The organism is Gaiella sp., from assembly GCF_035558935.1.
Taxonomy (GTDB): Bacteria; Actinomycetota; Thermoleophilia; order Gaiellales; family Gaiellaceae; genus Gaiella.
The window spans coordinates 1-21,831 of the sequence record NZ_DATMBZ010000055.1; the positions used below are offsets into that span (position 1 = coordinate 1).

The 21,831-nt window shown below is 72.8% G+C and carries 17 protein-coding genes and 1 pseudogene; 13 read left to right on the plus strand and 5 right to left on the minus strand.

Annotated features, from left to right (window positions below):
- The 8 genes and pseudogenes from VNM44_RS05540 to VNM44_RS17090 form a co-directional block, all read left to right on the plus strand.
- Window positions 1-311: metalloregulator ArsR/SmtB family transcription factor (locus VNM44_RS05540; protein ID WP_325623519.1), on the plus strand; the 311-nt coding region annotated here is incomplete at its 5' end.
- Window positions 308-2,254, plus strand: coding sequence for a proton-conducting transporter membrane subunit (locus VNM44_RS05545; RefSeq protein WP_325623521.1), 1,947 nt, complete (start codon window positions 308-310; stop codon window positions 2,252-2,254). The genes VNM44_RS05540 and VNM44_RS05545, both read left to right, overlap by 4 nt.
- A complete protein-coding gene (locus tag VNM44_RS05550) occupies window positions 2,251-3,177 on the plus strand; it encodes a respiratory chain complex I subunit 1 family protein (protein WP_325623523.1) in 927 nt (308 codons plus the stop codon). Before VNM44_RS05545 ends, VNM44_RS05550 begins: the two co-directional genes overlap by 4 nt.
- Window positions 3,174-3,785: a hypothetical protein gene (locus tag VNM44_RS05555; RefSeq protein ID WP_325623525.1), complete on the plus strand. Its 612-nt coding sequence runs from the start codon at window positions 3,174-3,176 to the stop codon at window positions 3,783-3,785. Before VNM44_RS05550 ends, VNM44_RS05555 begins: the two co-directional genes overlap by 4 nt.
- Window positions 3,778-5,241 (plus strand): proton-conducting transporter membrane subunit, encoded by a 1,464-nt coding sequence (locus tag VNM44_RS05560; RefSeq protein ID WP_325623527.1) that lies wholly within the window; start codon window positions 3,778-3,780, stop codon window positions 5,239-5,241. The genes VNM44_RS05555 and VNM44_RS05560 overlap by 8 nt, the downstream gene beginning before the upstream one ends.
- Complete coding sequence (locus tag VNM44_RS05565) at window positions 5,238-6,635, plus strand: NADH-quinone oxidoreductase subunit C (protein WP_325623530.1); 1,398 nt, start codon at window positions 5,238-5,240, stop codon at window positions 6,633-6,635. Before VNM44_RS05560 ends, VNM44_RS05565 begins: the two co-directional genes overlap by 4 nt.
- Window positions 6,635-7,129 carry a hypothetical protein gene (locus VNM44_RS05570; RefSeq protein WP_325623532.1) on the plus strand — a complete coding sequence of 165 codons (495 nt, stop codon included), beginning with the start codon at window positions 6,635-6,637 and terminating at the stop codon, window positions 7,127-7,129. Before VNM44_RS05565 ends, VNM44_RS05570 begins: the two co-directional genes overlap by 1 nt.
- Window positions 7,102-7,245, plus strand: a pseudogene (locus VNM44_RS17090) (SDR family oxidoreductase); the annotation flags it as partial. The gene VNM44_RS05570 and the pseudogene VNM44_RS17090, both read left to right, overlap by 28 nt.
- Window positions 7,246-7,340: 95 nt before the next feature.
- Here the strand turns inward: VNM44_RS17090 and VNM44_RS05575 are convergent.
- Window positions 7,341-10,298 carry a BTAD domain-containing putative transcriptional regulator gene (locus VNM44_RS05575; protein ID WP_325623534.1) on the minus strand — a complete coding sequence of 986 codons (2,958 nt, stop codon included), beginning with the start codon at window positions 10,296-10,298 and terminating at the stop codon, window positions 7,341-7,343.
- Window positions 10,299-10,440: 142 nt separating this feature from the next.
- On the opposite strand from VNM44_RS05575, the gene VNM44_RS05580 reads away from it, so the two are divergent.
- Window positions 10,441-10,806 (plus strand): response regulator transcription factor, encoded by a 366-nt coding sequence (locus VNM44_RS05580; protein WP_325623536.1) that lies wholly within the window; start codon window positions 10,441-10,443, stop codon window positions 10,804-10,806.
- Window positions 10,807-10,855: 49 nt separating this feature from the next.
- Here the strand turns inward: VNM44_RS05580 and VNM44_RS05585 are convergent, their stop codons facing one another.
- The 3 genes from VNM44_RS05585 to VNM44_RS05595 all read right to left on the minus strand — a co-directional run bounded on the left by VNM44_RS05585 (window position 10,856) and on the right by VNM44_RS05595 (window position 13,963).
- Complete coding sequence (locus VNM44_RS05585) at window positions 10,856-11,416, minus strand: HhH-GPD-type base excision DNA repair protein (RefSeq protein ID WP_325623538.1); 561 nt, start codon at window positions 11,414-11,416, stop codon at window positions 10,856-10,858.
- Between the two features lie 221 nt (window positions 11,417-11,637).
- The gene (locus tag VNM44_RS05590; RefSeq protein ID WP_325623540.1) at window positions 11,638-12,516 is read right to left on the minus strand and encodes a DUF1028 domain-containing protein; all 879 of its coding nucleotides are present in this window, start codon (window positions 12,514-12,516) and stop codon (window positions 11,638-11,640) included.
- A gap of 16 nt (window positions 12,517-12,532) precedes the next feature.
- On the minus strand, window positions 12,533-13,963 hold the full coding sequence (locus VNM44_RS05595) for a GMC family oxidoreductase (protein ID WP_325623542.1): 1,431 nt from the start codon (window positions 13,961-13,963) through the stop codon (window positions 12,533-12,535).
- Between the two features lie 70 nt (window positions 13,964-14,033).
- Here VNM44_RS05595 and VNM44_RS05600 point away from each other — a divergent pair, with 70 nt between their 5' ends.
- A complete protein-coding gene (locus VNM44_RS05600; protein WP_325623544.1) occupies window positions 14,034-18,335 on the plus strand; it encodes a DEAD/DEAH box helicase in 4,302 nt (1,433 codons plus the stop codon).
- A gap of 79 nt (window positions 18,336-18,414) precedes the next feature.
- Here VNM44_RS05600 and VNM44_RS05605 read toward each other — a convergent pair whose 3' ends face one another.
- Complete coding sequence (locus VNM44_RS05605; RefSeq protein ID WP_325623546.1) at window positions 18,415-18,990, minus strand: hypothetical protein; 576 nt, start codon at window positions 18,988-18,990, stop codon at window positions 18,415-18,417.
- Window positions 18,991-19,095: 105 nt separating this feature from the next.
- Between VNM44_RS05605 and VNM44_RS05610 the strand changes: the two genes are divergently transcribed.
- The 3 genes from VNM44_RS05610 (at window position 19,096) to VNM44_RS05620 (ending at window position 21,811) form a co-directional block, all read left to right on the plus strand.
- Window positions 19,096-19,752 carry a Crp/Fnr family transcriptional regulator gene (locus VNM44_RS05610; RefSeq protein WP_325623548.1) on the plus strand — a complete coding sequence of 219 codons (657 nt, stop codon included), beginning with the start codon at window positions 19,096-19,098 and terminating at the stop codon, window positions 19,750-19,752.
- Between the two features lie 15 nt (window positions 19,753-19,767).
- The gene (locus VNM44_RS05615) at window positions 19,768-20,517 is read left to right on the plus strand and encodes a DNA-formamidopyrimidine glycosylase family protein (protein ID WP_325623550.1); all 750 of its coding nucleotides are present in this window, start codon (window positions 19,768-19,770) and stop codon (window positions 20,515-20,517) included.
- Window positions 20,518-20,587: 70 nt separating this feature from the next.
- Window positions 20,588-21,811, plus strand: a complete 1,224-nt coding sequence (locus tag VNM44_RS05620) for a hypothetical protein (RefSeq protein ID WP_325623552.1) — start codon at window positions 20,588-20,590, stop codon at window positions 21,809-21,811.
- The last annotated feature ends 20 nt before the right edge of the window (window positions 21,812-21,831 follow it).

Sequence of the window (21,831 nt, forward strand, 5' to 3'; positions counted from 1 at the left end):
ACGAGGTCAAGGCAGGGCTCTTTCGCGTGCTCGGACATCCGGCCCGCGTGCGGATCATCGAGCTGCTCCGCGACGGCGAGCGCTCGGTCGGCGCGCTCCAGGCCGAGCTCGGGCTCGAGTCCGGGGCAACCTCCCAGCACCTCGCGGCGCTGCGGCGCGTCGGGCTCGTCGAAGCGCGCCGCGAGGGGACGAGCGTCTTCTACCGTGCCGCGGACGAGAAGGTCTTCGACCTTCTCGAGGCGGGTCGCGCCCTCGTCACGCGGCAGCTCGAAAGCCAGCAGTCGATGCTTCGCGAGCTCGCAGACACGTGAGCGTCGCGGGATCGGTGCTGGTCGGCGCTGCCGCGGTCGGCGCCGGTGGTCTCCTGACGCTCCTCCACCGGACGTTCGTCACCGGTCTCGCTCTGCAGGCGGTGGGCTGCGTGCTTCTCGCCTTCGGCGGGCTCTGGGCCCTCGTCGCCGACGAGACAGCGGGGCTCGCCTTCACGAGCGCCTTCGACCCGCGCGTGGGGGTCGACGCGCTCTCCGGCCTCTTCCTCGGGATCCTCGGCGCCGTCGGCGTCGCGGCGCTCGTCTTCGCGACGCGCTACCTCGAGCCGTCGGGGAAGGGGCGGACGATCGGCGCGCTCACGGGGCTGTTCGTGCTCGTCCAGGCGCTCGTCCTGGTCGCACGCGACCCGCTCACGTTCCTCCTCGCCTGGGAGGCAATGACCCTCGTGCCGGCGGCCGTGATCCTCGTCTCCCGTGCGGACGAGCCGGCCCGGCGCAGCGTCTTCTTCTACGTCGCGCTGACGCACCTCGCGGGTGCGGGGACGTGGGTGGCCATCCTCCTGCTGGCGAGCGAGGGAGCGATCGGCGACCCGAGCGTGATCGCGTCCGGCTCCGGGGTGCAGATCGCGATCGCCCTGGCCGCCCTGGTCGGGATGGGCGCCAAGGCGGGGGTGATGCCGCTCCACGTCTGGCTTCCGCTCGCGCATCCGATCGCGCCGGCGCACGTCTCGGCGCTGATGAGCGGCGTGATGATCAAGATCGCGATCTACGGGCTCGTCCGCGTCCTCGTCGAGTGGCTCGGCGTCCTGCCCGAGTGGCTGGGCGTGCTGGTGCTGGCTCTCGGCGCGCTCTCGTCGGTCGCGGGGGTGGTCTACGCGCTGTTCCAGCACGAGCTGAAGCGGCTGCTGGCGTTCCACTCGATCGAGAACATCGGGATCATCGTCCTCGGGCTCGGTGCCTGCCTCCTGCTTCGTGCCCGCGGCGCCGACGCATGGGCGGCATTCGCGCTCGCCGCTGCACTGCTGCACACCGTCAACCACGCGCTGTTCAAGTCACTCCTCTTTCTCGGCGCAGGGTCGTTCGAGCGGGCGGCGGGCTCGCTCGAGCTCGACCGTCTCGGTGGGCTCCTCCGCCGGATGCCGTGGACGGGCGGCGCCTTCTTCGTCGGCGCCGTGGCGATTGCCGGGCTGCCGCCGCTCAACGGGTTCGCCTCGGAGTGGACGACCCTGCAGTCGCTCCTGCACGTTCCGGCGTACGGCGGCGTTGCCGACGGGACGGCGGCCGCGATCGCGCTGGCCGCGCTGGCCGCGACTGCGGCGCTCGCCGCCCTCTGCTTCGTCAAGGTCGTGGGCCTCGTGCTCCTCGGCCCTGCGCGCCGCGACGCGGTCGCGCACGCCGAAGAGGCACCCGGGGCGATGCGGGCGGGGGTGGCCGCGCTCGCGGGCGGATGCGTGCTGCTCGGCCTCGCGCCGGGGCTGCTCTTCGGCTCGCTCGTCGGGCTCGCACCGTGGTCGGCCGAGGCCCCGACGACGGTCGGCCTCGACCTTCCGGGCACTGGTGACTTCCGCTCGGGCGGAGTCGCGCTCGCCCTCGCGGCGCTCGTCGGCGCGCTCGCGCTCGTCAGGGGACGGCGCGTGGCGGCCCGTGCACCGACCTGGGCGTGCGGCCAACTCGTCGAGCGGCAGCTCGACTGGACGAGCGCCGGTTTCACGAAGCCGCTTCGCCTCGTGCTCGAGGACGTCCTCCGGCCCGAGCGCGAGGTCGCGGTGCGGACCGAGGGCGGCGTCGTCACGGAGGTCGCCTACGAGGGCCGCGTCCCGCACCACTTCGAGGAACGGCTCTACCGTCCCGTCACGGCGCTTGCGATGTACGGGGCCCACCACGCGCGGCGCGTGCAGGGCGGCCGGCTCGGCGTCTACGTCGCCTACCTGCTGGGTCTCGTGCTCGTCGTGCTCGCCGCAGCGAAGCTGGGGGTGCTCGGATGAGCGGCACCGCGGCCGCTGCGACGGCCGTCCAGCTCCTCGGCGGGATCGCGCTGGCACCGCTGCTTCCCGGGCTCGTGCAGCACTGGAAGGCGCGGCTCCAGGGACGGCGCGGCCCCACGCCGCTTCAGCCGTACCGCGAGCTGCGGCGCCTCTGGGGCAAGAGCGCAGTCGACGTCGAAGGCGCGGGGATCGTCTACCGGCTCGCACCCTCGGTCGCAGCGGGAAGCATTGCGGTCGCCGTGCTGCTCGTCCCGGTCGCGTCCGACGCGCCCGACCTCGGCGTCGGTCGCGACGCGCTCGTGCTCGCCGGCCTGCTCGCGCTCGCCCGGTTCGCGGTCGCCGCGTCGTCCTGGGAGGTAGCGAACGGGTTCGCGCTGATGGGAGCGAGCCGCGACCTCACGATCGCCGTCTTCGTCGAGGCCGCGCTCGTGCTCGCGCTGGCAGTGGCCGCGCTCGTCTCCGGCACAACGGACCTCGTCGCGATGATCGCGGGGACGGCGGGGTCGGCGGCCTGGTCCGAGCCGGCATTGGCCCTCGGCGCACTGGCGTTCGCGCTCGTCGTGGTCGCCGAAACGGGGCGACAGCCCGTGGACAACCCCGACACCCACCTCGAGCTGACGATGATCCACGAGGGCCCCCTGCTCGAGTACGCGGGCCGGGACCTCGCGCTGCTCCAGTGGGCGGCCGCGGCCCGCCACTGGCTCGTCCTCGTGCTCGCGGCACAGCTCTTCCTGCCGCATGCGACAGACCCCCGTGTCCAGCTCGGCCTCCTGCCCGTCCTCCTGGTCGTGCTGTGCGGCGCGCTCGCGCTCACCGAGACGCTCGTGGCGAAGATGCGGATCCTGCTTGCGCCACGGCTGCTCGGCATCGCAGCCCTCGTCGCGCTGCTCGGCATCGTCACGTGGCTCGTGGAGGCTGCGTGAGCGGCACGCTCGCGTGGGCCCTCGTCGCCCTCGGCCTCGCCGTCGTCGTGGTGCGCCGCCGCTCCGTGGCGGTCGGGCTCGTGACGGCGCAGGCGCTGCTCCTCACGGGTGTCGCCGCGGCCGAGGCGGAGGGCGCCGACGACGTCGGGGCCGCGACGGCGCTCGGCGTCCGAGGGGTCGCGCTCGCGGCGCTCTTCCTCGCCATCGTCGCCCGCACCCGCGAGCCGCGGCCCGTCCGAGCAGGTGTCGCGCCCTTCGCCAGGGCCGGTCTCGCGATCCTCCTGGCGCTCGCGTTCGTCTGGCTCGTGCCGCCTGTCGGGCTCGAGTCCGAGCAGGCCGAGCGGGCGATGCTCACGCTGGTCGCGTTCGGCGCGGCCGTCGTCGCGACGCGCCGCGCGACGCTTCATCAGCTGCTCGGCATCGTGATGGTCGAGAACGGCCTCGTCCTCGGTGCGATCGAGCTACCCGGTGGCGCATCGCTCGCGATCGAGCTCGGCGTGGCGCTCGACCTCACGCTGATCGCGCTCGTCGCCGTCGTCTTCCACGAGCGGATCTTCGCCGAGTTCGGCTCCGGCGACACCGCAGTTCTGGAGAGCCTGCGTGACTAGCCGCGAGACGCTCGCGCTCGCCGCCGTGGCGCTCCCGGCGCTCACGGCGCTCGTCGTAGCCGTCGCGCCCCGGCGCGCGGTCCAGCCTGCGGCGATCGCCGGCCTCGTCCTCTCGGGCGGCGTCGCCATCGCGCTCGCGCTCGTCGCGCTCGCCGACCCCGCCGGCCTCGAGGTCAACGGCTGGGTCGTGATCGACGCCGCCGCGGGGCTGATGGTCGGCGTGACCGGCCTCGTCGGGCTGGCCAGCGCGCTCGTCTCCCCTGCGTACCTGGAGACTGCGGCGTCGGGCCTCTTCGGCGACCGTCACGGGACGCGGGCGTACTACGCCGCGTTGGCCGCGTTCGTCGCTGTGCTCACCGCCGTGCCGCTCGCGGGAAACCTCGGCGCCGCGTGGCTGCTCGTCGAGGCGACCACGGCCGCGTCGGCGATCCTCGTCGGCTTCAGCGGCAAGCCACGCGCGCTCGAGGCCGGATGGAAGTACCTCCTGCTCACCTCGCTCGGTCTCGGCTTCTCGCTGCTCGGCATCGTCCTCCTCGCGTCGGCGACGCCAGGCAGCTCGCTCGACGCGCTCTCGTGGCGATCGCTGTCGGCGGACGTCCCCGCGGGCGAGGCGACGCTCGTCGGGTTCCTCCTGATCGTCGTCGGCCTCGCGGCGAAGATCGGCTGGGCGCCCGTCCACAACTGGCTTCCGGACGCGCACTCCGAGGCCCCGCCGCCGGTGTCCGCGCTCCTCTCGGCCGCGCTCCTGCCCTCGGTGCTGCTCGTCGCGTGGCGCGTCGAGCGGGCGCTCGAGCCCGCGATCGGGGAGAGCACCGGGCGCTCCGTGCTGATCGGCTTCGGCCTCGTCTCGCTGGCGGTCGCCATCCCGTTCCTCTGGCGTCCGCTTGCCTGGAAGCGCCTCCTCGCGTACTCGAGCCTCGAGCACATGGGCGTCATCGCGCTGGGCATCGGGTTCGCGACCCCGCTCGCGCTCGCCGGGGTCGCGGTGCACATCGTCGGGCACGCGGTCGCGAAGGCGCTCGGCTTCTACGCCGCGACGCCGCTCCTGGGCCACGAGCCGCGCGCCGCGGGCCATGCCGTGACCGGGATCGCGCGGACGCAACCCGGCCTCGGCGCCACGATGGGGATCTCGCTCGGGGCGCTCGCAGGGCTTCCCCCGTCGCCGCTCTTCCTCAGCGAGATCCTCGTCATCGCAGGCGGGTTCGAGGCGGGCCGGGAATGGGCTGCTGCGGGCACCGCCGTCCTGCTCGCACTCGGCTTCGTCGGGCTCGCGCACGCGCTCGTCGAGACGACCGGCGGCCGACCACACCGTCGCGACCGCTCCGTCGCGCCCGGGCTCCGACCCGTCGTGGCGCTCGGCGGCGCAGCGACCGTGATCCTCCTCGCACTCGCCGCCGCGGCGTTCTGGCTGCCCGACACCGACATCGTCGAGGCGCTCGCCCGGGGGGTCGGATGACGCTCCACGACTCGGCCCGCTACCGCGAGGCCGTCCGGTCCGCGCTCGTGGACGGCGACCGCTTCCTGGGGCTGCACGCTTCGGACGGCGGCTCGGTGGTCCGCGCCGCACTGCTCACGCTCGGGGGCGACGTCCGGCTGGAGTCGGTTCGCACCGAGGGAGGCTCCGCGCCGACGATCGTCGACCTCGTGCCTGCCGCGGGCTGGGACGAACGGGAGGCCCACGACCTCTACGGCGTCCGCTTCGACGGGCACGAGCCGATGCGCCCGCTCGTCGATCACGACCTCGTGCTCTCACACTGGACGGTGCCCGTGCGAGGCGACGATGCGTACCAGGTCGCCGTCGGCCCGATCCACGCCGGCGTGATCGAGTCCGGCCACTTCCGGTTCCACGTCGTCGGCGACCGCATTCTCCACCTCGACGCACGCCTCTTCTACAAGCACCGCGGGCTCGAGCGCGCGGCCGAGGGCGCCACGCTCGCCGAGGGAGCGCGCTATGTGGGCCGCGCCTGCGCCGCCTGCGCCGTGGCCAACGGCCTCGCCTACGCCCACGCCTGCGAGGAGAGCCTCGGCCTCGAGCCGTCGCCCGAGCTCGCACGGGCACGAACGCTCCTGCTGGAGCTCGAGCGGGTCTGGAGCCACCTGAACGACATCGCGGCCGTCTGCGCCGGCGTCGGTCTCGCGGCGGGGAACACCCTGTTCGCAGCGCTCACCGAGCGTGCCCGCCGGCTCAACGCCCGTCTCTCGGGGCACCGCTTCCTCTTCGGCGTCGTCGCGGTCGGCGGCAGCGCGCTCGACCTCGACGCACGGCAGGTCGGAGCTGCGCGCGACGAGCTCGAGGCGATCGGACGCGAGGCGGCGCGAGGGTGGCGCGAGCTCCAGTTCAGCGCCTCCTTCCAGGACCGCCTCCCGGACATCGGCGTCGTCGGTGCGGACGACGTCGAGCGGCTCGGCACCGTCGGGCCGGCGGCGCGCGCCGCAGGCGTCTCACTCGATGCCCGATCGACCTCGACGAGGCTCGCCTACGCCGACTTCGAGTGCCAGGTGCCCGAAAGGGCCGACGGAGACGTACGTGCTCGGCTCGAACAGCGCGCGCTCGAGCTCGAGCAATCGCGCGAGATCGCGCTCGGCCTCCTCGACGGGCCGGTCAGGCCCGCGGCAGCAGCGACGGGAGCGACGGAGGCTCCCGTCGGCGTGGGGCTCGTGGAATCCGCGCGCGGGGCGACGGTCTGCGTCGTCGAACGCCACGGCGACCGACTCGAGCGCGTCCGCCTGCGCACCGGCTCGTACGCCAACTGGCCGTCCGTTGCGTACGCGGCGACCGACAACCTGCTGCCGGACTTCCCGCTGATCAACAAGAGCTTCGAGCTCTGCTACGCCTGCGCCGACCGCTGATGCTGACGCTGCTCCGAGACCTCCGCCGTCTCCGCCTCGACGTCGCGCTGCCGCGACCCGACCGCGGCCGAAGCCTGGCGATCCGCCACGTCGACGCCGGCTCGTGCAACGGCTGCGAGCACGAGCTCACGCTCACCTCGAGCCCCTACTACGACCTCCAGCGGTACGGCCTCGGCGTCGTTGCCTCGCCGCGGCACGCGGACGTGCTGCTCGTGACAGGGCCCGTCACGACACGGATGCGCGACCCGCTTCTCACTGCGTACGAGGCGATGCCCGAGCCGCGGCTCGTCGCCGCCCTCGGCGACTGCGCCCTCGGCTGCGGCCTGCTCGGCAGCCCGGACGAGCTCGTCGGGCAAGTCGATGCCGTACTTCCCGTCGACCTTCGGATTCCCGGCTGTCCGCCGACGCCGGACGAGATCGCCGCAGCGTTGCTCGAGCTGGTCGACCGGGCTCGCGCCCAACGAACGAGTACGCGCCGCAACTCAGCCTGTTGAACCGGTTCGGTCAGGCGGAAGAGACCGCGCAGGCCAGTTTCTGGCTGGCCTCGGACCTGTCCTCGTTGTCACCGGGCACGACGCTGCACGTCGACGCGGGCACGGTCGTGCCGTGATCGCGAGGGGATCACGGCCCGGATGTAGGCCTGGTCATGTCGGCTCGGTGCCATCGGCACGTCTCCGGCGAACGGTTGGGCGATGGAGGCGCATCTCACGGAGGTGCGGTCGCGATTTCCAGCGCATGTGCGATCGATTCGTCGAACGTCATCGTCATGCCCTCGGCCCAAGCGGCGGCGAATTCACACTCGCCGAGCACGGAGCGGAGCTCAGCGATGGTCGGGGCGGGATCCGGCCAGGCTTCGCACTCGAACATTCCGACGGCCATCGAGCCGCGAAAGCCGTTCGCCGCCGCGTACATGCGAGCAGCGCTTCCATGCCGAGCCTGGACGGTAGCGAGCCGCGCCGCGATCTCGAGGCTGTTGGCGACACGGAAGTGGTGGCCGCTCTTACGCAGGAGCTCGAGGGTCTCAACCAGAAGGTGGCGCGCGGTTCCGTCGTCATGTCGTTCCAGCGCCACGAGCGAAAGGCCCGTAAGCGAGCCCAGCGTTCCCCACGGGTCGTCGAGGGTGCGGTAGATCGCGAGGCTCTCCTCGAACAGCGCGCCCGCCCGAGGGTAGTCCGTCTGCATGACGGCCACCCCGCCGAGGGCCTTCGTCCAGTTCGCAACGCTGCGTAGGTTTCCGGACTCACGGCCGCTCCGCAGGCTCTGCTCGATCAAGTGTTGCGCCACGTCCAGCTGTCCCTGGACCGCGCGGACGATGCCCATGTTCGCCAGGGCGTACGCCTCGATAGTCGCGCTCTTCGTGCGGCGCGCCACGTCGAGTGCTTCCTCGGCCGCAGCAAATGCCCGATCGGCGTCACCCTCGGCAAGGAACGTCATGGTGAGAAGCTGGAGACCAGACGAGACGTTCCAGTCGTCCCCCAGCTCGCGATGAACCGGGAGGCTCGCGTCGATGTAGCGGCGAACGGCGCCGAAGTCGCCCTGGTAGAGGGCGAGCGAAGCCGCGCGCGACTGGCCGAGGGCGCGGCTCGAACGCGAGCCGGCCTCGCTCGCGAGCAGGCGTTCGAGATGATCCCGGCCCTCCGCGTCGGCGGCCCGCATCTGCCAGAACCGCCAGAGGGCCGCAGCGATCCGCAGACCGATCTCCGCCTCGCCGCTCTCGGCCGACCAGGAAAGGGCCGAGCGGAGATTTCCGCGCTCGCGGTCGAGCTGCTGTAGCCACCGCAGCTGCTCCGGGCCGAGGAGGGCGGGCTCAGCCTGTTCAGCCAGTCGGAGAAAGACGTTCGCGTGCCGGCGGCGCACCGCGTCGTCGTCACCTCGCTCCGCGAGCCGCTCCAGCGCGTACTCCCGCATCGTCTCCAGCATTCCGAACCGTGGCTCGCCGCCGAACATGGGCTCGACACGCAGCAGACTGCTGTTCAGGAGCGACTCGAGCCCGTCATCGACGTCCATGTCGAGGTCGCCCGCGACGCCTGCGGCACCCTCGAGCGAGAACCCGCCGACGAACACGCCGAGGCTCGTAAAGAGCGCCTGCTCGTCCGTCGGCAGGAGCTCGTAGCTCCAGTCGACCGCAGCGCGGAGTGTTCTGTGCCGCTCCGGCAGGCCGGCACCGGGCACTGCCTTGAGCAGCCGGAGCCGTCCGTCGAGCCGCGCGAGGATCGCGCTCGGCGTGAGGAGCTTGACCCGCGCCGCGGCCAGCTCCAGCGCGAGCGGCAGCCCGTCGAGCCGCACGCAGAGCTCGGCGATCGCGGCGACGTTCTCGTCCGAAAGCGCGAAGTCCGGTCGCGCCTGCTGCGCTCGGTCGACGAACAGCTGGACTGCCTCGATCTCGTTCAGGGCGGCGACGTGCGACGGACGTGACATGTCGGGAAGCGCGAGCGGAGGAACGGCGTAGATCCGCTCCTCCGGAATGTCGAGCGGTGCCCTACTCGTAACGAGGGCCCGTGTAGCTCCTGCATCAGCGAGGAGGGCGGAGAGCAGTGGCGCGGCTGCCAGTAGCTGCTCGAAGTTGTCGAGAACGAGCAAGTGCCGTCGGTCGCGAAGCACAGAGGCGACGATCTCGGCGAGCTGCCGCTCGGGATCCTCGCGCACGCCCAGCGCCCTGGCGATCGTTGCGAGGACGAGGCCCGGCTCGCGGAGCGGCGCAAGCTCGACGAACACGACACCGTCCGGGAACGTCTCGTCCAGACCGGCCGCAGCCTCGAGCGCGAGTCGCGTCTTTCCCGTTCCCGGCGGCCCCGTCAGCGTCAGGCACCGCGCGTCTCCCGCTCGCAGGCGCTCGCGAACGTCCCCCATCTCGTGCGCCCGCCCGATGAACGACGTTGGCCGGGTCGGGAGGCCCGGCGGCCGGGCGTGGTGGGCCGGAGCCCGCGGCGTCGTGCAGTCGAGCGATGGATCCTGATGCAGAATCGCGCGCTCGAGGTCACGCAGCGAAGGCCCGGGCTCGAGACCGAGGCTCCGGACGGACGTCTCACGGGCTGTCCGATAGGCAGCGAGCGCGTCGCCTTGCCGGTCGCAGCGATAGAGCGCCAGCATGAGCTGCCCGCGGGCACGCTCACGGAGGGGATGTGCTGCCACGAGGCGCTCGAGCTCGTCGATCAGCTCCCGGTCGCGACCTGCGGCGAGGTCGGCGTCGATGCGGCGCTCGAGTACGTCCAGGCGGAGGTCGTCGAGCCGCACCGTCTCGGCGCGCGCCCACTGCTGGCTCGAGAACTCGGCCAACGGCTCGCCGCGCCAGAGCGCGAGCGCCTCGCGCAGGGTCGACGCCACCTGCTCTGGCTCACTGCCGTTTCCATCCGCGGCAAGCCGGCGGAACCGGAGCAAGTCGAGGCCCTCGGGATCGAGCCGAAGGCGATAGCCGGCGGGTCCCGTCTCGATCGCCTCGTGCCCCAACGCCTTTCGAAGCTGGGAGACGTACTTCTGCAGGATCTTCGGCGCCGTCGCGGGCGGCGCAGCGTCCCAGAGGTCGTCGATCAGCCGGTCGCTCGGGACGAACTCGTTTGCTCGAAGCAGGAGCATCGCGAGAACCGCTCGTGGCTTCGCCGCGTTGAGCGGGACGACGCGACCTTCGTCGATCACCTCGATCGGTCCGAGAACCCGGAATTCCATCGGTCACCTCCGCGGGGGAGGACGCTAACACCGTCGCGGGCAGAGGCCAATTGCGCCGCTCCACCGCCGCTCCACCGCCGCTGCACCGGCGATGGCCAGGCTCCGCGAGATGTCTCGTTCACGGCGAGTCGAGGAGGAAGCGATGTACGACGTCAGCCCCCGGTTCCTCAACCAGTTGGCCGTCGACCGCAGGGATTCGCTCCATCGTTCCGGAGCGAGTGCGCGGCAGGCAACGTCGCTACGACGAGCGGGTGCGGCAGTCGTCGCGCGCATCCGCCCGATTCCCCACGAGGAGCAGGCCCCGGCGCCGGCAGGCGGCTCGAGCGGCCTGCTGACGCGCCGGGAGCAGGAGGTCGTGATGCTCGTCGCCGACGGGCTGACGAACGCCCAGATCGCCGAAAGCCTCTGTATCTCCCCGGGAACGGTGCGCCGCCACCTCGAGAATGTCTTTTCGAAACTCGGCGTCAACACGCGGACAGCTGCTGTGGCTAGGTTGCGCGAGGGCTAGGGCTGGGAGAGAAGACGTCCGCGCGCCTGGAGCAGGCTCAGTGCGGAGATCAGGCGCTCGAGAGTTGTTCTCGCCGGGCTTTCTTGTACGCACGCTTCGCGGCCTGGTACTCGTGCAGCGCCTCGACCGAGTCGACGTCGCCGAGCGTCGGGAAGGTCGGCGCGAGCGGCTTTGCGACCTCGACGCCGAAGCGCTTCGCGAGCACGGCCGAAAGGGCCAGCACTTTCATGTCGCCGAAGCCGGGGAGCGCGCGGATCCGCTTCTCGAGGTCTGTTGCGTCCTTCGCCTCCGTCCACACGCGCTCCGCGTGGCCGTCGTACTCGTCCGCGACGTGCTGCGCGAGGTCGTGCACCCGCTTCGCCATCGAGCCCGGGAAGCGGTGGATCGCCGGCTGCTGCCGGAAGAGCGCCTCGAGCTCGGCCGGATCGCTCGTCGCGATCGTCGCGGCGTCGAGCGAGCCGAGCCGCTGCCGGAGCTTCAGCGGGCCTGCGAAGGCGGCCTGCACCGTGATCTGCTGGTCGAGCGCGAAGCCGATCAGCAGCGCGAGTGGGTCCTTCGCGATGAGGGCATCCGCCTCGGCGTCGCCGGTGAAGTGCAGCGCGTCGGGCATGGGACGATCGTATCGCGACCGCTCGGCCTCACTAGCATGGGCTGAGGCCGACGCCCGCCGGGTCGCGCGCCGCTCACGCCTGGGGTCGGATCAACGCCGTCGATCCCGTCCCCGCGAGCGACGGCCTGCTTGCGGCGACCGCCCTCGTCCATGGCCTCGTCGTCGTCACCCGCGACACGCGTCCGTTCGAGCGCGGCGGCGTGCCGTCGCTCGACCGCTGGTCAGCCTGAGCGCTGCCGCACGGCGTCGAGCACCCCGGGCGGCACGAGCCCGAGCGCCTCGTAGCGCTCGAACGCCGTAAGGGACATCGGCTCGGCGTCGACGAGCTGCCGGATCAAGCCGACCGCCTCGTCGACTTCGCCGCGGCGTGCGTGCGCGAAGAGGGCCGCCATCGCCGCCTCGTCCTCCCGCAGGCCGGCCTCGAGCGCGGCCTCGCGCTCCTCGTCCGGATCGGCCGTCTCGTCGATCCGGTTCCGGCGCCGGTAGCCGGCCGCCAGCCGGTGGAGGCGGCGGAGCTCCTGGAGCGGCTCCTCGTGATCCTCGACGCGGAGGTCGAAGACGCGGTCGACCGACGGCTGCTCGTCCGGCTCGCCGGAGACGACGACGAGCCCGGCCGCCTGCCGGCCGCGGTAGTCGCCTCCGGCGGCCTCGGCCGCGTCGAGCGCGGCCAGCAGCCGCTCCGCGAGCGTGCCGGTCGCCGCGTCGAACGCCTCGCGCATCGCAGGCCAGACGCCCGGCGAGCGCAGCATGTTGCCCTGCACGCTGACGTTGGCATCGCTCAGGTGGCCGGCGTGGGGGATACAGCCCGAGCCCGTGTGCGCCGCCGTCGCGCCGTTCGTGTCGACGAAGGCGACCTGCCGCACGTCGCGTCCCTCGTCGGCCGCGAGGAGCTCGTCGAGCGCCTCACGCGGATCACGGCCCTCCCCGAGCAGCGCGAGCCCGCGCGGCCCGTAGCGTCGCTCGGTGAACGACTGGGTCGCGATCGCTCCGACGCCCGCCTCCGCCCACGCGCACGCCGCGCCGGTGTTGAACGCGCGCGACTGCACCGCGACGCCCAGCTCGCCCGTCTCCGCGTCGCGCGCCACGATCGAGTAGGTCATGCGCCTCGATCATGCATCACGGACGCGCTCGGATCGTCTCCGCGAGCCGTTCCGCGATCGCGACCGTCGTGAGGTTCGTGTTCGCCCGCGGGAGGGTGGGCATCACCGAGGCGTCCGCGACGACGAGGCCCTCCATGCCGAGGACTCGGCCTTGCGTATCGACCACGCGTCCGATGCCGCAGGTTCCCGCGGGATGGAAGTAGTTGCGCATCGTCCTCGTCGCGTACGCCGAGAGCTCCTCGGCGCCGGGCTCCCGCTCCGAGCCGAGAAGCCGCGCGAGCGGCTCCTGCGCCGCGAGCTCCCGCGCGAGCTCGAGCCCTTCGACGACCGTGGCGAGGTCGCCCGGGTCTCGGAGGAAGCCGCGCTCGACGACCGGCAGCTCGTTCGGGTCGCGCGAGCGGAGACGCACGCGGCCGGCAGAGCCAGGCTTCATGTGGAAGACGCCCACGCTGGCCTCGTAGCCGCTCCCGTCGTCGGCCGGGCTCGTCCACGAGACGAGGTGGAGGTCCCAGGCGTTCGGCGCGCACACGCTGCTCGCCGCCTTGACGAACGCATGCGGCAGGAACAGCGGCCCGGTCCGCGTGACGTGGTCGGCGGTCTCCCGGTCGAGGGCGTCGGTTCGCGACCAGCGGATGCCGGTGCCGTGGTGGTCGAGGAGCGCCTCGCCGACCGGCAGCGCCTCGACGACGCGGATCGCATGTCGTGCGAGCTCCTCCTCGGGGCCGATGCCGCTGCGGAGGAGGACCGCCGGCGTGAAGTACGCCCCTGCCGCGAGAACGACGATGGCAGCCTCGATCCGCTCGCCTGCCACTGTGAGCGCGGCGACGGCGCGCCCGCCGGCGATCTCGATCCGATCGACGAGCGTGTCAGTGACGATGGTCAGGTTCGGCCTCGACCGGGCGTCGTCGAGGTATGCGAGCGCCGTGCTCCAGCGGACCCCGTCGACGACGTTGGCGGGCAGCCGCGCGACGCCTGTCGGCCGCGCGAGGTCGTCCGGGTCCTCGAGGAAGGGCAGTCCGAGGGCCGTCCCCGCCTCCAGGAACGCCGCATGGAAGGGCGCCGGGTCCGGCGTGTTCGCCTGCCCGACGCGCAGCATCTCTCGCGCCCGGTCGAGATACGGCGCGATGCGCTCGTACGACCATTCGGCGCCCCACTCGTCGTAGTCCGACGCGGTCCCCGCCAGGGCCATGCAGGCGTTGTGCACCGAGCAGCCGCCGATCACACGTGCGCCGAGCGAGCGCTCGTCCTCGCCGCCCGTGCCCCAGTCGTGCGTGAACGTGAACGCACGTGGGTCGAGCAGGTCGGGCGGCCAGCGGCCGGATGTCCGTGAGCCGTAGTCCGGCCCGGCCTCGATCAGGCAGACGCTCCGGCTCGCGTCCTCGGAGAGGCGCGCTGCGAGCACGCACCCGGCGGTGCCGCCCCCGACGACCGCCACGTCGAACGTCACAGGCGGAGCATAGGACGATCGTACGGTCGCCCGTAGGCCCGTGGCGACCTGCGGGGGCTACGCTCGGAGCGTGGATCCGCTGGCCACGCTCTCCCCGCGGACGCGCGCATGGTTCGAGCGCGCATTCGACGGCCCGACGCCCGCCCAGGAGCTCGCCTGGCCCGCGATCGCCTCCGGTGGCCACGTGCTCGTGCAGGCGCCGACCGGCTCGGGTAAGACGCTCGCCGCCTTCCTGCTCGGCCTCGACCGCCTGAACGAGACGCCCGGCGAGGGAATGCGTCTCCTCTACGTGTCGCCGCTCAAGGCGCTCAACTACGACATCGAGCGGAATCTCCGCGGCCCGCTCGCCGGCATCGGCTCGGCGCTCACGGTGGGTGTCCGCACGGGCGACACGCCGCAGCGCGACCGCGAGCGCATGCTCCGCACGCCCCCGGACATCCTGATCACGACGCCGGAGTCGCTCTACCTGCTCCTCACCTCGCGTGGCCGCGACCTGCTGAAGACGGTCGAGACCGTCATCCTCGACGAGGTCCACGCCGTCGCCGGCACGAAGCGCGGCGCGCACCTGGCGCTCTCGCTCGAGCGCCTCGAGCGCGTCGCCGAGCAGCCCTTCCAGCGGATCGGCCTCTCCGCGACGCAGCGCCCGCTCGCAGAGATCGGCCGCTGGGTCGCGGGCCCGTCGCGCGAGATCCAGCTCGTCGACGCCGGGCAGCGCAAGGAGCTCGATCTCGAGGTGGTCATCCCGGTCGAGGACATGCGCGAGCTCGGGGCGTCATCGCAGCCGCTCTCCCAGCCGGTGATGCCGGACGGTGTCGAGATGGACTCCGGCTACGAGGCGACGTCCCGCTCGATCTGGCCGTCGATCTATCCCGCGTTGCTCGAACTGGTGCGAGCGCACCGCTCGACGATCGTGTTCGTCAACAACCGCCGCCTCGCCGAGCGGCTCGCGCTTCGGATCAACGAGCTGGCCGAGGAGGAGGTTGCGAGGGCACACCATGGCTCGCTGGCCCGCGAGCAACGGGTGCTGATCGAGGAGGATCTCAAGGCCGGCCGGATCCCGTGCCTCGTCGCGACGTCGAGCCTCGAGCTCGGGATCGACATGGGCGCCGTCGACCTCGTCGTCCAGGTCGAGAGCCCGAAGTCGGTCGCACGTGGCCTGCAGCGCGTCGGCCGTGCCGGGCACGAGCTCGGCGCGACCTCGAAAGGAAGGATCTTCCCGAAGTTCCGCGCCGACCTGCTCGAGTGCGCCGTCGTCGCGAAGGCGATGCGGGAGGGTGCGATCGAGGAGACCGCCATCCCGCGCAACCCGCTCGACGTGCTCGCGCAGCACGTCGTCGCGATCAGCGCGGAGGAGGAGATCGCGGTCGACGAGCTTCACGACCTCGTCCGCGGCGCGTACCCGTTCGCCGATCTCGCGCGCTCGCAGCTCGACAACGTCCTCGACATGCTCGCGGGCCGCTACCCGTCGGACGAGTTCGCGGAGCTCCGCCCGCGGATCGTCTGGGACCGCACGGCCGGCGTGATCCGCGGTCGCACCGGCGCCCGCAGGCTCGCCGTGACGAACGCGGGGACGATCCCCGATCGCGGCCTCTACGGCGTCTTCCAGGTGGACGGCGGCGGCCGCGTCGGCGAGCTCGACGAGGAGATGGTCTACGAGGCCCGCGAGGGGCAGACGTTCATGCTCGGCGCCTCGACGTGGCGGATCGAGGAGATCACGCGCGACCGCGTGCTCGTCTCGCCGGCCCCCGGCGTGCCTGGCGCGGTGCCGTTCTGGAAGGGCGAGGGCGTGGGGCGACCCTACGAGCTCGGCGCGCGGATCGGCGCCGCGTCACGGGAGCTGGCGGCTCTCTCCGACGAGAGAGCCACGAGGAACCTGCGCGAGGACTACCACCTGGACGAGCTGGCCTCGCGAAACCTTCTGGCGTTCTTGCGCGAGCAAGAACGCTCCAGCGCGTTGCCGAGCGACAAGTCGATCGTCGTGGAGCGGTTCCGGGACGAGATCGGCGACTGGAGGGTCTGCGTTCTCACCCCGTTCGGAGGACGCGTCCACGCACCGTGGTCGATGGCGCTCGCGGCGCGCCTGCGCGATTCGCTCGGGCTCGAGGTGCAGTCGCTCTGGTCGGACGACGGGATCGCGCTCCACTTCGCCGACGCCGACGCGCCCCCGCCGCTCTCCGACCTCCTGCTCGAGCCGGACGAGCTCGAGGACCTCGTCGTCCAGGAGGTCGGCTCGACGGCCCTCTTCGGCGCGCGGTTCCGGGAGAACGCCGCGCGTGCCCTGCTGATCCCGCGGCGCCGGCCGGGCCAGCGGACACCCCTCTGGCAGCAGCGCCTCAAGGCGCAGAGCCTCCTCGAGGTCGCCCGCAAGTACGGCTCGTTCCCGATCGTGCTCGAGACCTACCGCGAGTGCCTCCAGGACGTCTTCGACCTGCCCGCGCTGCGGGGGATCCTCCGCGGGCTGTCCGCGCGGGAGATCGACCTCGTCGAGGTCGAGACGCCCTCCGCATCGCCGATGGCGTCATCGCTCCTCTTCGACTACGTCGCGACCTACATGTACGAGGACGACACGCCCGCCGCCGAGCGGCGCGCGCAGGCGCTCTCGCTCGACCGCGAGCTGCTCCGGGAGCTGCTCGGCCAGGAGGAGCTCCGGGACCTGATCGACCCCGGCGCGCTCGCCGAGGTCGAGGGCTCGCTGCTGCCGCAGCCGCGGAACGCCGACGAGCTGCACGACCTCCTCCGCCGAGCTGGCGATCTGCGCGACGGCGAGCTGGACGCCGGGTTCGCCGAGACGCTCGTCCGCGAGCGGCGCGCTTTCCGGGCGCGCGTCGGGGCCGACGAGGCGACGATCGCCGCCGAGGACGCCGGCCTCTACCGCGACGCGTTCGGTGTGATGCCGCCGGGCGGCCTTCCCGAGACGTTCCTCGAGCCCGTCGCGGACGCCTTGGAGCGAGTCGTGCTCCGCTACGCGCGCACGCGCGGGCCGTTCACCACCGGCGCGCTCGCCACGCGCTACGCGCAGCCTTCCGATGACGTCGAGGCGCTGCTGGCCGGGCTCGAGGCGCGCGACCTCCTCGTCCGCGGGGAGCTCCGCCCGGGCGGCGTCGAACGGGAGTGGTGCGATCCCGACGTCCTGCGCCGCATCCGACGGGCGTCCCTCGCGGTCCTCCGACGCCAGGTCGAGCCCGCCGAACAGGCCGCCCTCGGGCGTTTCCTGCCCGGCTGGCACGGGATCGACCGGCGCGCGACGCTGCGCGAGGCACTCGTCCCGCTCCAGGGTCTCGCGCTCCCGGTCGCTCTCTGGGAGAGCGAGATCCTCCCGCGTCGTGTTCCCGGCTATCAACCCGCGGCGCTCGACCAGCTCTGTGCGTCGGGGGAGGTCGTGTGGGTCGGCTCGGGCCTCGACCGCGTCGCGCTCTACTACCGTGAGGACGCGCCTCTGCTCGGCTCGCCCGCCTCCGGGGAGCCGCTCGCGGGCCCCGTGCACGACGCCCTGCGGGCCGCGCTCGGTCGGAGCGCCGAGTTCTGGCCCGACCTCGTCGCGGCGCTCGGCGTCGACCCCGCAGAGGCGCTGCCCGTCCTCTGGGAGCTCGTCTGGAACGGCGAGGTGACGAACGACGCATGGGCGCCGCTCCGGGCGAAGCGCCGCTACGGCGTGCCTGCGGCCGAGCGCCGACCGCGGCGCTTCTCGCGCTCGCGCGCTTCGGGGCAGGTCGCGACGGCCGGTCGCTGGTCGCTGGCCGGGCGGTTGTTCGCAGGTGACGCAGTGTCACCTGCGCCCGATCGTCGCGCCCTCGCGGAGCTGCTGCTCGAGCGGCAGGGGATCGTCACGCGCGACGGCGTCCGCGCGGAGGGCGTTCCCGGCGGCTACGGCGCCGTCTACGGGGAGCTGAAAGGGCTCGAGACCGTCGGTGCGTGCCGCCGCGGCTACTTCGTGGAGGGCCTGGGCGGCGCGCAGTTCGCGCTTCCGGGCGCGGTGGAGCGGCTGCGCGAGTTGCGGGACGTCGACGACGACGAGCCCCTCGTCCTCGCGGCCGCCGATCCGGCGCAGCCCTACGGCGGCGTCCTGCCGTGGCCGAAGCGGGCCGCTGCGCGGGCCGCGCGCGTCGCCGGGGCGCACGTCGTCCTGCTCGGCGGCGAGGCGGCGCTCTACGTCGAGCGCGGCGGGCGGTCGCTGCTCCCGCTTCGTGAGCCCGATGCCGACTGGTTGCGCCCGGCGCTTGCGGCGCTCGTCGCGTGGGTGCGCTCCGATCGCGGCCGCCGTCTCTCGGTCGAGCGCTTCGACGGAATGCCCGTGGTCGACAGCGACGCTCTGTCGCTGCTCGTCGAGGCCGGCTTCCTCGCGGGGCCGCGCCGGGCCGTGCTCCGTCCCTGAGGTTCTCGGATCCAGCCGGACCGGCGAGACGGGGCGGTCCCCCCGACCGCCCCGTCTCGGGCCCCCGTTGTCGGACGGTCTACGGGAGAGCAACCCCGCCGCGCTTGCGGGTCGTCAGCCAGACGCCCGCGATGCCTGCGCCGACGAGAGCAACCAGGCCCGCCCCGGCTCCGAAGGACGACCAGTCGAGGTCGTCACGGCCGGAGGCGACTGCCGTCTGCGTCACCTCGGGGAACCTGCCGATCGGCGAGTCGCCGGTCATTCCCTGCGGCTCCTGGGCAACCCGGGTCAGAGCCGAGTCGCCGGTGAGCCCGAGGGACGTCTGCCCCTTGGACCGGCTCGTCGCGAGCCCCGTTCCTTCCGGGAGATTCGGCCTCGAGCCCGACTCCGCGCCGGTGCCGCGCTGCAGCGCCGCGTGCACGCCGGTGAGCTTCGTCTCTGCCTGCCCGCTGAACAGGCTCTTGTCGACGCCGATGCCGTGGCTCAGGTAGGGGATCGTCCCGGGGTCGCCCGGCTGGGCGACCACTGTCGCGCCGCCGCCCGATCCACCCTCGACGTCCAGAAGCATTGCGTTCGCGCTGCCCGCGAACAGTGCGGCGACGGCGGCCAGTACCGCCGACGTCAAGAGCATCCGTGCTGTGGTGATGTCGTTCATGTCCCGCGTCCTCCTCGACCGTTCGACCATGCGTCGAGGCTAGGAGGCCGGCCGCTCGGCGTCGTGCACAGCTGCGACACAGGGTGTGTAACGCTTGCTACAGAGATGGAGTGGCGGCTCTTCGAGGGAATCCCCGGCGCGGACGTCCGTGCGGTGCTGGCGCTCGCCCGCAGGAGCACCTACCGGCGAGGCGAGGTCGTCTTCCACCACCACGATCCGGCCGACGCCGTCCACCTCGTGTCGAAAGGCCGCTTCGACATCCGCATCACGACGACGCACGGCGACGTCGTCGCTCTCGCGATCCGCGGCGCGGGGGAGACCTTGGGCGAGCTCGCGGTCGTCACGGGGGCGGAACGCAGCGCCACTGTCACCGCGCTCGAGCCCGGCGAAACGCTCGTCCTGCGCGGCTCCGAGCTCCGGCGCCTTGCGCGTGAGCATCCGTCGGTCGGCGAGGTGCTCGTGCGGATGCTCGCCGAGCACGTGGGCCTTCTCTCGGAGCGGCTCGTGGAGTCGTACACCGTCGACGCCGAGACGCGCGTCGTGAGACGCGTGCTCGAGCTCGGCCGCGTGTACGGCGGTCGACCCCCGGTCGTGATCCCGCTCATCCAGGAGGAGCTCGCCGCGCTCGCGGGGGCCTCGCGCGCGACGGTCAACCGGGTGCTCCGAGAGGCGGAGGGCCGTGGGCTCGTCGAGCTCGGCCGCGGGAAGACCGTCATCCTCGATCCCGACGGCCTGACGCGGCTCGCCCGGCTTCGCGGGTAGAGGGGCAGCGCACGCGTGCCGGAGGGTGACGCGCTCCACCGGATCGCCGCTCGGCTTCAGCCGCTCGTCGGCGAGCGCATCGAGGCTTCGTCTCCGAGCCCGCAGGGCCTCGTCACCGGCGTCGCGCGGGCGATCGACGGTCGCTTGCTCGAGTCCGTCGAAGCAGTCGGCAAGAATCTCCTCCTTCGCTTCGAGGGCGGCCTCACCGTGCGGAGTCACCTGCGCATGAACGGACGCTGGACCGTGCGGCGCCGCGGCGCTGCTCCCTGGCGCGGACGTCCGTGGCTCCTCCTCCGCACGACGGGATGGGAGGCGGCGCAGTGGAACGGCCCCGTGCTGCGCGTCGACGACGGGCGAGCGCGACGCCTCGGGCCGGACCTCCTGGCCGACGCGACGACCGTCGACGATGTCGTGGCGCACGTTCGCTCCGCATGTCCGGACCGGTTGCTCGGCGACGTGCTCGTCGACCAGCGCGTGGTCGCGGGCATCGGGAACATGTGGCTGGCGGAGCTCCTCTGGCGCGCGCGGGTCTCGCCCTGGCTCCCGGTCGGCGAGGCGACGGACGCCGAGCTCGAAGTCGCTCTCGGCTGGGCCCGCGACGCAATGCGGGAGGCGGTCGCGAAGCGCGCCGCGCGACCGACCCGGGCCGTCTATCGCCGTGCTGGCCGTCCGTGCAGGCGCTGCGGGGTGCCGATCCGCTCTCGCGGCCTCGGCGAGCTGAACCGCACGGCGTACTGGTGCGAGCGCTGTCAGCGGGGCCTGTGACGCGTGACTCGGCGTCCTGATCCGGATCGGCGCCGGCAGGGATCGGCGCGTTGGCCGGGTACCTGTCGATGTGGCACCGCGCTCGCCGCATCTCCACCACGCGCTCCGCGCGTTCACGCTCGGGGCGTTCGCCTATCTCCTCCGCGAGCTCGACGACGCCGGCGAGTCGCTGCCGTTCGCGTTCGAAGAGCACGAGGCAAAGAACCGTCCCGCGCTGTACGAGTACCGCCCGCTCGTCCGCGACTTCGTCGAGAGCAACGAGGAGCGGCTGCGCGGGCGCGAGGACGCGCTCATCGCCCTCGAGGAGCTGCAACGCGAGCCGGCGGCGGGGATCTACGCCCGCGCCCACGCCGGGCGTGACCCCTCCGAGGACGATGCCCTCTTCCGCACCGTCCTCGTCGATCTCCTGATCCGGGTCGCCGAGGCCTGCGGCGGTTTCGACTGGGACGACGAGGCGTTCGACCGCTCGTACGAGGAGCTCGAGCGCTCGCTCTTCGGCGAGCGCCGTTCGTACGCAGCGGTTGCGCCGCTCGTCGGCATCTCGACGGGGACGCAACGAGAGCTGGGCTCCTCGCTGCGTGTTCGCGCGGCCGCCGACGGAGAGCTGGCCCGCCACTGGCCCGAGGCGAAGGGTCTCCTGCCGCCGGGCTTCGGCCGCGAGCCCGACCGGTACTGCGTGCTCGAGCTCCGCGCGGGCCTCGACGCGGGCGAGGACGTCCCGGACGCCCCCGCGGAGATCGCCGACGCCGTGTCGGCGATCCGCCTCGCCACGAGTGCGCCGCTCGCCGCCGGACCCGTTCTCTTCGAGACGCTCGACGGCCGTCCGTACGGGATTCGGCCCGTGCTGCCGATCGCGGCGACGCAGCCACCCGGGGAGCCGACGCGGCTCGACGAGTTCCGCGCACCGCTCGCCGCCGAGCTCCTCGTGCGGCTCGGCCTCGCGGACGCGGACACGAACCTGGCGGAGGCGCTCGACCGCTGGGAGCTGGCGCTGTTCCAGAACGAGCCCTTCCGCTCCGAGCAGCTGCGCGCAGCGTTCGCCGCGCTGCTCGGCTCGACGTGGCCGCTCCGGGCCGCCGTGCTGCTCGAGGGGCAGGAGGAGCAACGTGAGGCGCTGCACGGCGACCTCGCCGTGCTCGCCGAAGGCGAGGATGCGACGCCGCTCGCCGCTGACGCCGTCCGGCGGTCGCTCGTCGAGGTGCTCCGCGACGGGGATCGCGCGGGGCTTGCGCCACGGCTCGACCGCGTGCTGCTCGGCCTCCCGGTAACGGGCCGGCTGCGCGCCGCCTCCTAGGGCGTCGGTTCGGCTTCGCA

Excerpts from the sequence above, each read along its gene's own strand:
- VNM44_RS05550 (WP_325623523.1), top strand. The coding sequence starts at position 2,251 with ATGAGCGGCACCGCGGCCGCTGCGACGGCCGTCCAGCTCCTCGGCGGG.
- VNM44_RS05610 (WP_325623548.1), top strand. The coding sequence starts at position 19,096 with ATGGAGTGGCGGCTCTTCGAGGGAATCCCCGGCGCGGACGTCCGTGCG.
- VNM44_RS05590 (WP_325623540.1), bottom strand. The coding sequence starts at position 12,516 with ATGACCTACTCGATCGTGGCGCGCGACGCGGAGACGGGCGAGCTGGGC.
- VNM44_RS05575 (WP_325623534.1), bottom strand. The coding sequence starts at position 10,298 with ATGGAATTCCGGGTTCTCGGACCGATCGAGGTGATCGACGAAGGTCGC.
- VNM44_RS05585 (WP_325623538.1), bottom strand. The coding sequence starts at position 11,416 with ATGCCCGACGCGCTGCACTTCACCGGCGACGCCGAGGCGGATGCCCTC.
- VNM44_RS05605 (WP_325623546.1), bottom strand. The coding sequence starts at position 18,990 with ATGAACGACATCACCACAGCACGGATGCTCTTGACGTCGGCGGTACTG.
- VNM44_RS05580 (WP_325623536.1), top strand. The coding sequence starts at position 10,441 with ATGTACGACGTCAGCCCCCGGTTCCTCAACCAGTTGGCCGTCGACCGC.
- VNM44_RS05565 (WP_325623530.1), top strand. The coding sequence starts at position 5,238 with ATGACGCTCCACGACTCGGCCCGCTACCGCGAGGCCGTCCGGTCCGCG.
- VNM44_RS05570 (WP_325623532.1), top strand. The coding sequence starts at position 6,635 with ATGCTGACGCTGCTCCGAGACCTCCGCCGTCTCCGCCTCGACGTCGCG.